The 13,976-nt window shown below is 66.5% G+C and carries 14 protein-coding genes; 8 read left to right on the plus strand and 6 right to left on the minus strand.

Annotated elements, in window-relative coordinates; translation table 11 throughout:
* Positions 1 to 33: 33 nt before the first annotated feature.
* Positions 34 to 1,089, plus strand: coding sequence for a glycoside hydrolase family 43 protein (locus AB8808_RS00255; protein WP_369925714.1), 1,056 nt, complete (start codon positions 34 to 36; stop codon positions 1,087 to 1,089).
* On the opposite strand, the gene AB8808_RS00260 is transcribed toward AB8808_RS00255, so the two are convergent.
* The 4 genes from AB8808_RS00260 to AB8808_RS00275 all read right to left on the minus strand — a co-directional run bounded on the left by AB8808_RS00260 (position 1,037) and on the right by AB8808_RS00275 (position 6,208).
* Positions 1,037 to 1,981 carry an IS110 family RNA-guided transposase gene (locus AB8808_RS00260; protein WP_369925716.1) on the minus strand — a complete coding sequence of 315 codons (945 nt, stop codon included), beginning with the start codon at positions 1,979 to 1,981 and terminating at the stop codon, positions 1,037 to 1,039. The two genes, AB8808_RS00255 and AB8808_RS00260, sit on opposite strands and share 53 nt — an antisense overlap.
* 623 nt (positions 1,982 to 2,604) lie before the next feature.
* Positions 2,605 to 4,053 carry a glycoside hydrolase family 19 protein gene (locus tag AB8808_RS00265; protein ID WP_369925718.1) on the minus strand — a complete coding sequence of 483 codons (1,449 nt, stop codon included), beginning with the start codon at positions 4,051 to 4,053 and terminating at the stop codon, positions 2,605 to 2,607.
* 104 nt (positions 4,054 to 4,157) lie between these two features.
* The gene (locus AB8808_RS00270; protein WP_369925720.1) at positions 4,158 to 5,081 is read right to left on the minus strand and encodes a patatin-like phospholipase family protein; all 924 of its coding nucleotides are present in this window, start codon (positions 5,079 to 5,081) and stop codon (positions 4,158 to 4,160) included.
* A 101-nt stretch (positions 5,082 to 5,182) separates the two neighbouring features.
* A complete protein-coding gene (locus AB8808_RS00275) occupies positions 5,183 to 6,208 on the minus strand; it encodes a class 1 fructose-bisphosphatase (RefSeq protein WP_369925722.1) in 1,026 nt (341 codons plus the stop codon).
* Positions 6,209 to 6,511: 303 nt separating this feature from the next.
* Here AB8808_RS00275 and AB8808_RS00280 point away from each other — a divergent pair, with 303 nt between their 5' ends.
* The 6 genes from AB8808_RS00280 (at position 6,512) to AB8808_RS00305 (ending at position 11,581) form a co-directional block, all read left to right on the plus strand.
* A complete protein-coding gene (locus AB8808_RS00280; RefSeq protein ID WP_369925724.1) occupies positions 6,512 to 7,150 on the plus strand; it encodes a glutathione S-transferase family protein in 639 nt (212 codons plus the stop codon).
* Between the two features lie 21 nt (positions 7,151 to 7,171).
* Positions 7,172 to 7,876, plus strand: a complete 705-nt coding sequence (locus AB8808_RS00285; protein WP_369925726.1) for a helix-turn-helix transcriptional regulator — start codon at positions 7,172 to 7,174, stop codon at positions 7,874 to 7,876.
* Positions 7,877 to 7,936: 60 nt separating this feature from the next.
* Positions 7,937 to 9,682 (plus strand): DUF885 domain-containing protein, encoded by a 1,746-nt coding sequence (locus AB8808_RS00290; RefSeq protein WP_369925728.1) that lies wholly within the window; start codon positions 7,937 to 7,939, stop codon positions 9,680 to 9,682.
* A 73-nt stretch (positions 9,683 to 9,755) separates the two neighbouring features.
* On the plus strand, positions 9,756 to 10,157 hold the full coding sequence (locus AB8808_RS00295) for an MbcA/ParS/Xre antitoxin family protein (RefSeq protein WP_036138588.1): 402 nt from the start codon (positions 9,756 to 9,758) through the stop codon (positions 10,155 to 10,157).
* Positions 10,154 to 10,855, plus strand: a complete 702-nt coding sequence (locus tag AB8808_RS00300) for an RES family NAD+ phosphorylase (protein WP_369925730.1) — start codon at positions 10,154 to 10,156, stop codon at positions 10,853 to 10,855. Before AB8808_RS00295 ends, AB8808_RS00300 begins: the two co-directional genes overlap by 4 nt.
* A gap of 30 nt (positions 10,856 to 10,885) precedes the next feature.
* Positions 10,886 to 11,581: an SGNH/GDSL hydrolase family protein gene (locus AB8808_RS00305; protein ID WP_369925732.1), complete on the plus strand. Its 696-nt coding sequence runs from the start codon at positions 10,886 to 10,888 to the stop codon at positions 11,579 to 11,581.
* A gap of 525 nt (positions 11,582 to 12,106) precedes the next feature.
* On the opposite strand, the gene AB8808_RS00310 is transcribed toward AB8808_RS00305, so the two are convergent.
* Positions 12,107 to 12,352 (minus strand): hypothetical protein, encoded by a 246-nt coding sequence (locus AB8808_RS00310; RefSeq protein ID WP_036138582.1) that lies wholly within the window; start codon positions 12,350 to 12,352, stop codon positions 12,107 to 12,109.
* 70 nt (positions 12,353 to 12,422) lie between these two features.
* Positions 12,423 to 13,310: a phenylalanine 4-monooxygenase gene (phhA, locus tag AB8808_RS00315; protein WP_369925734.1), complete on the minus strand. Its 888-nt coding sequence runs from the start codon at positions 13,308 to 13,310 to the stop codon at positions 12,423 to 12,425.
* Positions 13,311 to 13,442: 132 nt separating this feature from the next.
* Between phhA and AB8808_RS00320 the strand changes: the two genes are divergently transcribed.
* Positions 13,443 to 13,928 carry an Lrp/AsnC family transcriptional regulator gene (locus AB8808_RS00320; RefSeq protein ID WP_369931301.1) on the plus strand — a complete coding sequence of 162 codons (486 nt, stop codon included), beginning with the start codon at positions 13,443 to 13,445 and terminating at the stop codon, positions 13,926 to 13,928.
* Positions 13,929 to 13,976: the final 48 nt, after the last annotated feature.

A 13,976-nucleotide genomic window follows, 5' to 3' on the forward strand; every position in this document is an offset into this window, starting at 1 on the left:
CGGACGTTCGACTCGGGCGAACGGGAGATCGGCATGCGGCCAGGCAGGTTCATCGGGAGCGCGGTGCTTGCCGCGTGCGTATCCTTCGGCGCGCTGGCCGCGCCGCCGCCGGGGCATGCGGGCAACCCGGTCTTCCCCGGCTGGTACGCCGATCCGGAGGCGGCCATCTTCGACGACACCTACTGGATCTATCCCACCACCTCATTGCCTTACGCGCAGCAGAACCACTTCGACGCGTTCTCCTCGCCCGACTTGGTCCACTGGACGAAGCACGCCGACGTGTTGTCGATGCGTGCCATCCCCTGGGCGAAGAAGGCGCTGTGGGCACCGGCGCTGGTGAAGAAGGACGGCAAGTATTATTTCTTCTTCGCCGCCAACGATATCCAGAACGACAACGAGGTCGGCGGCATCGGCGTGGCCGTGGCCGACAAGCCCGACGGCCCGTTCAAGGACCTGATCGGCAAGCCGTTGATCGGCGCCTTCCACAACGGAGCGCAGCCGATCGACCAGTTCGTGTTCCGCGACGACGACGGCACGTACTACATGATCTACGGCGGCTGGAAACACGCCAACATCGTCAAGCTGAAACCCGACTTCACCGGCGTCGAGCCCATGGCCGACGGCACCGTGTTCAAGGAGATCACGCCGGCGCCGGAGTACGTGGAAGGTCCGTTGATGTTCAAGCGCAACGGCAAGTACTACTTCATGTGGTCGGAGGGTGGCTGGACCGGTCCCGACTACTCGGTGGCCTACGCCGTGGGCGACTCGGTCACCGGACCGTTCCGCCGCGTCGGCAAGATCCTCCAGCAGGACCCGAAGATCGCCACCGGCGCGGGCCACCATTCGCTGTTCCATGTGGCGAAGGACGATAGCTGGTACATCGTCTACCACCGCCACCCACTGGGCGACACCAACGGCAACCACCGCGAAACCAGCATCGACGAACTGCATTTCGCGGCGGACGGCAGCATCCTGCCGGTAAAGATGACGCGGGATGGCGTTTCCGCGAAGCCGCTCGTAGGAGCAACTGTCTTTTTCAGGCCTCTACCGTGCCGTGCCATTGAGTCTGATCGCGGGCCATGGCGTTGAGGGTGATGAGCAGTTTGCGCATGCAGGCCACGATGGCCACCTTCGGAGGCTTGCCTCGCGCTTTAAGGGCCTGATAGTGGGCTCTCAGAGGTGACTGGGTGCTGCGGATGGCGGCGAGTGCGGCCATGTAAAGGATGCGCCGCACGAAGGGCCGGCCGGCCATGATCTGGCGGGGGCCGTCCCGCCGCCCGCTCTGCTTGGTGTACGGCGCGACGCCGACCAGCGCGCTGATCTGCCGATTGCCGCGTTGGCCCAGCTCCGGTAGGAAGGCCAGCAGCGTGGCGACGGCGATCTTGCCCAGGCCAGGCACCTGGAGCAGTTGCTCAGCAAGCGGCGCATCGGCGGCTTTGGCGGCTTCCGCCATGAGCCCTTCGAGTGCCTTGATCTCCGCGGTCAGCAGGGCGCCTACCCGCTCTAGCGCCCCTTGGACGACCATCGACTCGCACCGTTTGATCCGGCGGCGGTTGTCGTCGCGCTGCCGGATCAACTGATCCCGGCCCTTCACCAGGCCGCGCAGATGGCGTTGCGCCGGCGTTGGCGGCTTATAGGGCTGCGGCGTGATGGTCTGGGCCATGTGGGCCAAGGCCCTGGCGTCGGCCTTGTCGGTCTTGGCAAACTTGCCCAGGCTACGCACGAAAGCGGTGCCACGATGCGAGGCAATCCGGGTCACCGTATAGATCTGGGCGATGGCATCCAGAATCAGGTTCTCGTAGCCACCGGTGGCCTCCAGGACCACGTGTTGCACGTCCAGCCTGGCCATGACGCGAAGCAGTTTCTTCGCACCGGCTGGGCTGTTGTCGAACTGCTCACAGGCGCCGGTTTGTTCACCGGCACGGAAGAAAGCCACGTCAAGCGTCTTGCTGCTGACGTCGATACCGAGGTAAAAAGTCATCGTCTCGTTCCAGCTAGGGCGGGATAGAGAGCACTTTCCACGGGCCCACGCTTGTGATGTTCGAGCCGTTAACTCGGGCAACTGTTCGGGCTTGGTGGAAAGAAGGGAGTGTGGCGGCCCGGGCTCCTACACGTGCTCAAGGCACCGCGCACAATCGGCCTGCCACACTCCGCTCTCGACTTCGAATCTACCCCATCGAAAAGACACAAGCGCACGATGTGCGCGAAAAGCCAACAAAGCGGTAAAGCCGTACCCCGCACGCGTTGAGCAAGAGCCGGCGGGTAGCCCCCTCGGTGCCACGCCTGCGGCGACCCGCTAAGGAAGGGCCGCTGGCGCGGCCGTGTACCTGATTCGCGCACATCGTGCGCTCCTACCCGCGCCACATCCGGGTCGGGCTTCGAACGGGGGTTTTCGACTCGACATCCTGTCTCGCGAAAATGGCCGGCCGTCCTGGCCGGACCCGCTGCGCGGCCTTCGAAGCCCTCGCCTGCGGCTACCGGCCCCGAGGGGGCTACCCGCCGGCTCTTGCTCCAAAGCGCGAGGCTCTTGCTTCAAGACCTCAGCCCAAAGTCAAAGCGCACCGCACACCATCGAGAGTGCACGGTGCGCACCTTCCGTGACGATCAGCGCCCTGTATCGTCCACGATCTCCACATCCGGGAACGCCTTACGCACACAGGCGACATACTCACCCGGCTTCAGCGCGGAAAACGCCGTCTGGTAGCCGACGAGCTTGCAGCCCGGCTGCTCGCTCCAGTTGTTTTCCCAATACACCGGCAACGCACCGGCGCCACCTTCGGCGAACTGCTTCATGCCCTTGCAACCGAGCACCTCATCGGCTCCCACCGGCACACCGAGCGTGGCGGCAAAGGCGCGGTAATAGGTGATGCGGTTGCGTGACTGCAGGTGCTCGTCCTGGCCGCCGCACTCCACGCCGCCGTTGATGATCTGCGTGGTGACGCCGAAGCCCGGCACCAGTCCCGCCGCGCGGTCGGCCGCGTTGGGCTGCCACGTACCGTCGATCACATGCAGCATGGATGGCTTGGGCGGCTGCGGGTAGGTGAAGAAGAACGTGGCGCTGGCGAGGTTCAGCCAGGTATCGGCCACGCGCTCGGGCGCATCCAGCAGCGTTCGTACGTCACCGTACATGGCTTCGGAAAACGGGCCGTAGTTGTAGTTGTACGACAGCTGCTTGGCTCCGCGGCCGAAGTAGCTCTTGAAGGCGCCATCGGCGTAGGTGCCGCAGGGCCAGGTGTCGGCGATCCACCCCTGGCTGGCGCATTCGCCGTTGTAGCCGCCGCGCGCGCCTTCGTTCCAGCCCATCTCGCGCACGTAGGCCAGCGCCTGGCGGTATTCCTCCTCCGGCCGCCACGATTCGTGCGCGCCGGTTTCCTGGGCGAAGTGCGCGAACATCGTGGCCAGCGTCTTGCGGCAGATCGCTTCCGCATCGCGGCCGTCATCGTAGTCGGCGCACACGGCAGGGAACTTGGCCACGGCCTGGAGCAGCCCGCGATAGGAATACTCCGGCGCACGCAACGGGAACAGGTAGGCGAAGCGCGCCGCGTCTACGATCGATTCCACGCGCCGCACGTTGGCCGGATTGGCGGCGCGGCCGGGCTGCACGGCTTCCACGGAAGCGTTGTCCAGCGTGCGGATGGAAGCGCGAACCGCGCCCATCAGCGGGTCTGTCGTCAGGCGGGATTCGTCGGCCAGCAACTGGCTGAGCAGGACCTCGCGTGGCTTGCCGGGCGGCGGCGGGGGCGGTGGATCGCCCGGGTTGCCCGGATCGCCAGGATCACCGGGCTGGTCCGGCCCCGGACAGCCCGTGGGCGTATCCCTGGCAGCGCGTTCCCAGGGTGTATCCCACGGGTGGGCGACCTGGTCGACGCGGGCGGGCGAATGGCCGGGTTCGACCCACCACTTCGCGCGGAAGACATCGCCCTTGAACGTGACGACGCAGTTTTCGGTGTAGGTCGAGGAAGGATCGTAGTCCTGGGCGAATGCGGCAGGTACGAGAGCGAACGCACACAGGGCGCTCGCGACATGCAACGTGCGGAACGGCGTGGAATACATGCAGCCTCCATGGCATCGGGCAAAGCGGGCCGCAGGCCGGCCCGCCCGCTCACGCTAGCGCGGTGACCACGGGCTGCCCATAGGACTCGTCCGAAAAGCGCGGGTCAGTGTGCGGGCACCGGCGGCTTGCCCATGGCGGCGGTCTTCTGCGCGATCTTCGCCCGGATCGCGGGAATGGCGGCCAGCGCCGCGCGTTCGCCCTCGAGGATGGCGACGTTCTTCTGGTCGAAGTCGGTCGGGCCGATCTGGCCGACCTTCGGGCGGATGACGATGTCGGCGCGGCCCAGTTCCTGTTCGGCCAGGCGGCGTCCCATGATGGTGATGGATTGCCCCACCACGCCCATCATGCTGCCGGGGTTGCTGCCATCGGGCCGTGCGGAGATATCCACGGCGATGACGATATCGGCGCCCAGCTGGCGCGCCGCATCCACCGGCACGGGGCTGACCACGCCGCCGTCGACGAAGTGCCGGCCACCGATGTCCACCGGCTCGAACACGCCGGGGATGCTGCTGGACGCGCGTACCGCCTGGCCGGCGTTGCCACGGATGAAGATGGCGCGGTCGCCGTTCTCCAGCTGCGTGGCCACGGCCGCGAACGGCGTGTGCAGTTTCTCGATGGGCGTGTTCTTCACCAGCGCGTTGACGTAGTCCTGCAGCTTCTGGCCCTGCACCAGCCCGCCGGAAAACAAGCGGACGTCGCGGATGTTGCTTTCGTCCAGCGCGAAGGCCTGTTCCTGCAGCTGGAAGGCATCCATGCCCGAGGCATACAACACGCCGACGACGCTGCCGGCGCTGGTGCCGGACACCACGTCCGCGTGGATGCCGCTGGCTTCCAGCATCTTGATGACGCCGATATGCGCAAAGCCCTTGGCCGCGCCGCCGCCGAGCGCCAGGCCGATACGTGGTTTGGCGGCCAGCACGGGTACGGCGGTATCGGGCCGCTGGTCGGGCTTGCTGCCGCCGAAACAACCGCTGAGCAGGGTGGCGAGCAGGAGCGGGATCAGGGTGCGAGCGCGGCGGAGCGTCATGTCGGGGACCAGGAAAGGGGCAGGCGGATCATCGGGCGCGGGCGAGGCGCCCGGGTGACGAGGGGATGGCGTAACCCGGGCGCGGACGGCGCCCGGGACGATCAGTCGCGCGTGTGGTCCGCATCCAGGTGATAACGGGTGGCTACGTCGATCTCGTTCTTCGAGCCCAGGAACACCGGCACGCGCTGGTGCAGGGCGGTGGGCTGCAACGCCATGATCCGTTCGCGGCCGGTGGTGGCCGCACCGCCGGCCTGTTCGACGATGAACGCCATGGGGTTGGCCTCGTACATCAGGCGCAGCTTGCCGGTGCCGCCCTTGCCGGTGATCTTGGCGTCCAGCGGATAGATGAAGACGCCGCCCCGGGTGATGATCCGGTGCACGTCGGCCACCATCGAGGCCACCCAGCGCATGTTGAAGTCGCGTCCGCGCGGGCCGTCGGCACCGGCCAGCAACTCGCCGATGTAGCGCTGCATCGGCGCCTCCCAGTGGCGCTGGTTGGACATGTTGATGGCGAACTCCGCCGTTTCGGCGGGGATGGTGATTGCGCGGCGGGTCAGGACGAAGCTGCCGTGCTCGCGGTCCAGCGTGAACTCGTGCACGCCGTGGCCGAAGGTCAGCACCAGCAGGGTGCACGGACCGTAGACCACGTAGCCCGCCGCCACCTGCTCCGTGCCGGGCTGGAGGAAATCGGAGGTCTTCGGTTCGGTGACGCCATCGGGGCAGCGCAGCACCGAGAAGATCGTGCCGACCGACACGTTCACGTCGATGTTGGACGAGCCATCCAGCGGGTCGAACAACAACAGGTGGTTGCCCTTGGGATACGCGTCGGGAATGGGCTGCGGGTCTTCCATTTCTTCCGAGGCGCAAGCGGCGAGGTGGCCGCCCCAGGCATTGGCCTCGAGCAGGATTTCGTTGGAGATCACGTCCAGCTTCTTCTGGGCTTCGCCCTGCACGTTGTCCGAGCCGGCGTTACCCAGCACGCCGCCCAGGGCACCCTTGCCGGTGGCCACCGAGATGCGCTTGCAGGCGCGGGCGACCACTTCGATCAGCAGGCTCAGCTGGGCATTGATATGCCCCTCGCGCTTTTCTTCGATCAGGAACTGGATCAGCGAAATCGGTTTCGTCATCGGACGGGCTCGGGCGCGAAAACCCGCATTGTCCGGATGTGGCGTGAAAGGCGCCAGAGGGCTGCTGACAGAACGCTGTCAGCAGCCCTGGCGCAGACTCGCCCGCACTGCAGCAGGAAGGGGACGCATCATGCACCGATTCATGGATCGACTCGCCAGGTGGTACGCGCCGCTGGGCAGCCGGGGGCGACTGATGGACGGGTATTACCGTTTCGCGCCTGACCCGCCGCCTCGCCGACGCGCCGCCCCCGCTTCGCACCTGCCTGTCTCGACCACGATCCACGACCAAGGGAGCACCACCGCATGAATCCGAACCGCATCGCTTTCCACCACGCCCCGCAAAGCCGATCCGGCAGCGTCCTCATGCTCCTGGAGGAACTGGGCGCGCAATACGACCTGCATGTGATGAGCCTGGCCGCGGGCGAACAGCGCCGGCCGGCGTACCTGAAGGTCAATCCGATGGGCAAGGTGCCGGCGATCGAGCACCGCGGCGAGCTGGTTACCGAGCGGCCGGCGATCTTCATCTACCTGGCCGATCTTTTCCCCGAGGCGAAGCTGGCGCCGTCGCTGGACGATGCACTGCGTGGCCCCTACCTGCGCTGGCTGGCCTTCTACGGCTCGTGCTTCGAGCCGGCCGTGATGGACCGCTGGGCAAAACACGAGCCGATGCCGGCCATGCAGTCGGCCTATGGCGATTTCGATAGCGTGATGGATCTTCTGGAGGCGCAGCTGGCGACGGGTCCATGGATGTTCGGCGAACGCTTCACCGCGGCCGACCTGCTCTGGGCCAGCTCGCTGTCATGGACGATGGGTTTCGGTCTGGTACCCCGGCGTGACGTGTTCACCGCCTACGTGGATCGGGTGATGGCACGGCCGGCGGTGGTGCGGGCTCATGCCCAGGACGCGGCGCTGGCCAAGGCCCAGGCGCTGGCGGTCGCCTGACGAGAAAGCGATGATGCGCCCATGCGCCGTGCCGACCGCCTGTTCCTCATCATCAACGCCCTGCGCGGGCGGCGCACCGCGCTGCCCGCGCGGCAGCTGGCGATCACGCTCGAGGTATCGCTACGCACGGTGTACCGCGACGTGGCCGACCTGCAGGCCTCCGGTGTGCCGATCGAGGGCGAGGCCGGCGTCGGTTACGTCTTGCGCAAGGGCGCGGACATTCCGCCGCTGATGTTCACCGCAGGCGAACTGGAAGCACTGGTGGCGGGCACGCGGTTCGTCCGTGCGTTCGCCGGCGAGCGGCTGGCGCGCGAGGCGCAGGCCGCCCTGATCAAGATCGAGGCGGTGCTGCCTCCCGACCTGCGCGAGCGCGCCGCGCAGTCGCGCATCTTCGCGCCTATCTGGCGCGACACGTTCCAGAACGAGGTGGCGGTCATGCTCGACCGCCTGCACGAGGCCGTGCTGGCCCACCGCGTGCTGTGCCTGGACTACACCGACGCGGAGGGCCGCGGCAGCACCCGCGAGGTGCTGCCGCTGTGCCTGTCGTTCTGGGGTGGCGCGTGGACCCTGGGCACCTGGTGTCGCCACCGCGATGCGTTCCGCAACTTCCGTCCCGACCGCATCGCCAGCTGCCGCGAATCGGGCGAGGTGTTCGTCGACCAGCCGGGCCGCGACATCGCCGCCTACCTGGTCACCATGCACACCCACTACGCCGGCCTGGAATAGCGCCGCGGCACGCGGCGGGATGCGATGATCGGGGTTTGACCGCCCCCCTTCGGAGCCCGCATGTCCCCCTGGATCCGCGCCATCGCCTTCGCCGGCCTCGTTGCCGGCACCGCCCACGCCGCCGCACCGATGGCCACGCCCGCCGACGCGGCGTTCAAGGCGATCTATACGAAGGAATGGGCCTGGCGCAACGGACAGGCCGGCATCCTCACCTCCGGTGAAGCGCAGCCCGGCGAGGGCCGGCTGGACACGGTGGACGCCGCCAGCCAGGCGAAGCGTCTCGCCTACTGGAACGACGTGCTGGCGCAGCTGAAGCGGATCGATTCGGCATCGCTGAGCGGCACGGCACGCGTGGACTACGAGGTCTACCAGGCACAGATCGCCAACCTGGCCGCCGCGCAGCGGTTCCAGCAGTGGCAGATGCCGTTCAACAGCGACTCGGCGTTCTGGTCGGACATCGGTTACGTGATGCACGGCGACGACCTGCGCACGCGCGACGACTACCGCAAATACATCGACCGCCTGCGCCAGATCCCCGCGTACATGGACCAGGAGATCGCCAACATGCGCCTGGGCCTGGCGCGTGGTTTCACGGTGCCGCGGGCCGTGCTCGACGGGCGTGACGTATCGATCGCCGCCGTCGCCGACCTGAAGAAACCGGAGGACAGCGCGCTCTACCGGCCGTTCACCGCGTTGCCGAAGACGCTTCCGGCGGCCGACGCCGAGGCGCTGCGTGCGGAAGCCCGCCAGGTCATCGCCGGCGACGTGATCCCGGCCTACGGCCGGTTGCTCACGTTCTTCCGCACCGAGTACGTGCCCGGTGCGCGGCCCACCCTGGCAGCGGAGTCGCTGCCCGACGGCAAGGCCTACTACCGGCAGCAGATCCTCGAGTACACCACGTTGGACCTCACCCCGGACGCCATCCACGCCATCGGCCTGCGCGAGGTGGATCGGCTGCACAAGGAGATGGTGCAGACGATGCAGCAGACCGGATTCAAGGGCGACTTCCCGGCGTTCCTGGCCTTCCTGCGCAGCGATCCGCAGTTCTACGCCAAGACGCCCGACGAGCTGCTGATGCGCACGGCGTGGGTGGCCAAGCAGGTGGACGCGAAGCTGGGCAAGTATTTCGGCCTGTTGCCCCGGCAGCGTTTCGCCATCGAGCCGGTACCGGCGGCCATCGCGCCGTATTACACGTCCGGCCGCGGTGGCCCGGATACGTACCTGGTCAACACCTACGACCTGCCGTCGCGTCCGCTGTTCAACATGCCGGCGCTGACCCTGCACGAGTCGATGCCGGGCCACGCGTTGCAGCTGGCGCTGTCGGCCGAGCAGCAGGGGCTGCCCGACTTCCGGCGCGACGGCTATATCTCGGCGTACGGTGAGGGCTGGGCGCTGTATTCGGAATACCTCGGCGAGGAGATGGGCATCTACCACACGCCTTACGAGCACTTCGGCTTCCTCACCTACCAGATGTGGCGCGCCTGTCGCCTGGTGGTGGATACGGGCATCCACCACCTCGGCTGGAGCCGGCAGCAGGCGATCGACTACCTCAGCAGCAACACCGCGCTGAGCCAGCGCGAGATCGCCAACGAAGTGGACCGTTACATCAGCTGGCCCGGCCAGGCGCTGTCCTACGAGCTGGGCTACCTGAAGATCCGCGCCCTGCGCGAGAAGGCGGAGAAGGCGCTGGGCGAGGGCTTCGACCTGCGGGCGTTCCACGACACGGTGCTGTCGATGGGTTCGGTACCCCTGCCGGTACTGGAGCAGCATGTCGACGAATGGATCGCCGCGCAGCGCAAACACTGAGCAGGACCACCCTGCTACCGCGATCTCCACATATGAAGTAACATCGTCTATGTATCCACAAGTGGAGTCGTCGATGCAGCCTGCGATCCATGCCCGTCCGACACCCGTCGCCGATCTCGGCGGCCCGGCGCTGAGGGCGTTCTTCGCGCTGGCGGAACGCTGGAAACTCCGTGGTGCCGAACAGCGCACCCTGCTGGGCGATCCGCCGGAGTCCACCTACTTCAAGTGGAAGAAGCTGCAGGATGGCGCGCCGGGGCGCGACGTGATCGAGCGCATCAGCTACCTGCTGGGCATCTGGAAAGACCTGCAGATCCTGTTCCCCGAGCCCGGCCAGGCGGATGCCTGGGTCCGCAAACCCAACGCGGCCCCGTTGTTCGGTGGCCGCTCGGCGCTGGATCGCATGCTCTCGGGCAACGTCGCCGACCTTTATGTCGTCCGCCAGTACCTGGACGCCCAGCGCGGCTGGAACGGATGATCCCGCTGCCGCCGTCGCGGCGGATACGCTGGGCTCACGCCTACCGCATCGTTCCCAGCCGGTTTCCGCCCGTGGGCCTGTTCGACCGCATCGCCGATCCGAAGGATATCGACGCGGTGATGGCGATCGAGTCGCTGACCAACCCACGCCTGCGCGAGGAAATGGGCGCACTGAGCCTGCTGCCACCCGGTCGCAGGGTATCGGGGCACGGCACTACGCCGATCATGGCCGCCTTCGCCCATATACCGCCCGAGGGCAGCCGGTTCTCGGACGGTCACTGGGGCGTGTTCTACGCGGCGCACACCGTGGCCACCGCCATCGAGGAAACCGTCTACCACCGGGAAGCCTTCCTGGCCGCCACGCGCGAGCCACCGACGGACGTCCAGGTGCGCTGCTACGCCACGTCCATCGCCGGCCGCCTGCACGATATCCGCGGCGGCTGGCCCGCGGAGCACGATCCGGATTCCTACACGGCCAGTGTCGCGCTCGCCCGCCGGCTGCGCGACGAGGGTTCCAACGGCATCGTCTACGACAGCGCGCGGCATCCCGGCGGCGAGTGCGTGGCGGTGTTCTATCCGGACCTGGTGGCGCCCTGCCTGCAGGCCGAGCACTTCATCTATCGCTGGAACGGCCAGCATGTGGAGGCCGTGCTCAAGGTCACCGCGGTGGATCGTCCGGGTTTGCCCCCGGGCGCCTGAGCGGTTACGTTCCTTCGGATGAAACGCCTGATGATCCTCCTCACCTTACTCGTCCTGTCCTTCGGCGCCCACGCCAAGGCCCCCGACCACAGCCAGTGGGAAAGCGACATCCAGGCCTTCGAGGCCAACGACCGGGCCAACCCACCGCCCGCGCACGCCGTGCTGTTCATCGGCAGCTCGTCCATCCGCTTCTGGAAGAGCCTGGCCAGCGACTTTCCGAATTATCGTGTGATCAACCGCGGCTTCGGCGGCTCGGACATGGACGACGCCACGGCGTTCGCCGATCGCATCGTGGCGCCCTACAAGCCGGCCGCCATCGTGGTCTACGCCGGCGACAACGACCTGCAGAACGGCGACACCCCCGAACAGGTGCGCGACGATTTCGCCGCGTTCGTGACCAAGGTCCGCCAGGGCCAGCCAGATGTGCCCATCGCCTTCATCTCGATCAAGCCCTCCCTGGCACGCGTGGCCCTGCTGCCCTCCATCAATGCGGCCAATAAGCTGATCAGCGCCTGGGCCATGGCACAGAAGAATGTCGCGTTCCTCGATGTGGCGCCCGCCATGGTCGACGCGCAGGGCCAGCCCAAGCCCGATCTGTTCATCGGCGACGGCCTGCACATGAATCCGAAAGGCTATGCGCTGTGGGTCGCCCAGGTCCGCCCGTGGCTGGCCGACCACGCCACGGCCGCCGAAGTTAAACAGAGCCCAAACACGACCCCCCCGTGATACGGGAACTTCACGGCAACGGCCTTATCTAAGTATTCGATCGCCGAGAGGCGACCCGTTGGCAGAAGGCGGTTTAGATAGCCTTTTGTCCCGGGTCCCGCTATTTCCCCTGATAGCCTGGACCCGACGTGACCCCGGCAGCTCCTCCCCTGGCTGCCGGGGTTTTATTTTTTGCGATTCCCCTACTACCGTGCCCCAGGCCTATGTAGGAGCGGACGATGTCCGCGAACCCTCACCGCCCCATATCGCGAAAGAAGCCACCCGCCCAGTTCTACCGGCGTTTCCGTGAACCCATCGAAGCCATGCTCCGCTTTCGATGCATGGCCTCATTCGCACCCGCCGTCGTGAGGGATCGCCCACATCGTGGGCTCCTACACCGTTGCCATCCACGCCGTAACGGGATGTGGGCAACGAAAAGGCCAGCGTTGCGGCTGGCCTTTTCACGAATGTTTCCGGGTTTGGGATCGCCCACATCGTGGGCTCCTACACACCCACCCACGAGGCGTGGATGGGTGCGGCGCGGCGTCAGGCGGCCTGCATGCGGCTGTAGGGCCGGATGGACGTATCGAATGCCCGCCATACTCCGTCGTTGCCCTCGATGTTCAACACGATGTCCGACAGCGCGTTGGCGGCCTCGATGCGGCGCGCCTCGGCCAATGCGCATTCGAGCGCATCGTCGCGCGAGCAGAACTCGGCATATTCATTCGCATTCTTCTGGAGCACCCAGAGGCCCGGACCCACGGACTCGAACGGAATATCGAAGACGACCACGACTGAACCCACCCTGTTGACTGAACGTGGGCCCATCGTAAGCGGACGTTCGTTAGGCCGCCGTTGAGGCTCAGTTATCTCCTCCGGAAACGAAGCCTTCCCGGCTGCCCCGATGAAACACGGTGTCCGTCGGCAGCACCTCGGCGGCCGCCACGGCCTGGCCCTGGGCCAGCCGCTTGTATTCCGGGGTGAAATCGGCCGCCGTGGCGTCGAACAACTGGGCGAAGTCGTCGATCACGAAGTAGGCCTGCTGGTGCGAGTCGATCCGGTAGCGGGTGTTCATCACCCGGGCCAGGTCGAAGCCGATGCGGTTGGGCGCGGTCGAGTCGATGGAATAGATCGACTCGCTCTTGGAACTGACGATGCCCGCGCCGTAGATGCGCAAGCCGGCTTCCGTGCGGATCAGGCCGAACTCCACCGTGTACCAGTAGAGGCGCGTGAGGTTCATCAAGGCCTCCGGCCCGATGGCATGGGCCTTCATGCCGCCCTTGCCGTACGCCTGCATGTAGTCGGCGAACACGGGGTTGAGCAGCAGGGGTACGTGCCCGAACAGGTCGTGGAACAGATCGGGCTCGGACAGGTAATCCAGCTGGTCCGGCCGGCGGATCCACCAGCTCACGGGAAAACGGCGGTGGGCCAGGTGGTCGAAGAACACCTCGTCCGGCAGCAGGCCTTCCACGGCGACCACTTCCCAGCCCGTGGCCGCACCCAGCACGCGGTTCAAGTCGTCGAAACGCGGAATGCCGCCGTCGCCCAGGCCGAAGCGTTCCACGCCATCGAGGAATTCCTGGCAGGCATAGGCCGGCAGCAGGGCCCGCTGCCGGCTGTACAGGGTGTCCCACACCTCGTGATCCGTCTTCGAATAACTGGCCCACGGCTGCTCCACGGTGCCGGTGGCGTACACCGGAACGTAACCGCGGTCTGTCTGCTGGTGCTCGACGCGGCGTGGGTTTTCCATGGGGCAACTCCTGGAGAGGTATATCGTGGCGAGGACAACAGATTAGTGCCGGACGCACGCAATAGGCTTGTCTCATTGCGCTAGTTACGTCACAAGGCGCAATATACGTGCGCATATACTTCGAATGAGGTCATAAACGTGCAGGCCAACTTCGACCGGACTGACCTACGCATCCTCGGCGCGCTCCAGGCCCATGGCCGAATCACCAATGCGGAGCTGGCCACCGAGGTCAACCTGTCGCCCTCGGCATGCCTGCGCCGTGTGCAGAAGCTCGAGGCGGACGGGGTGATCGGCGGCTACGGCGCCCGACTGGAGCCCCGCGCGATCGGGCTGGGCCTGCAGGCCTTCGTCCGGGTGCAGCTGTCGCGGCACGAGTCGGCCGCCATCGACGCCTTTACCGAGTCGGTCGCCACCTGGGAAGAAGTCGTTTCCTGCTATGCGCTCACCGGGGACATGGACTACCTGCTCCAGGTCTATGTCGCCGATCTGGACGGCTTCTCGCAATTTCTTCTCGACCGGTTGCTCAACGCGGCCGGAGTGGCCGACGTGAACACCAGCTTCGTGTTGCGGACGGTCAAGGCTTCGACGGCCCTGCCGCTCGGGAACGCCCGCGCTTGACGGCCCCAAGCCCGCGCGGCACAACGAGATTGAGAAATTCCCCTAGCG

It is taken from the genome of Xanthomonas sp. NCPPB 2632 (genome assembly GCF_041228075.2).
GTDB lineage: Bacteria > Pseudomonadota > Gammaproteobacteria > Xanthomonadales > Rhodanobacteraceae > Luteibacter.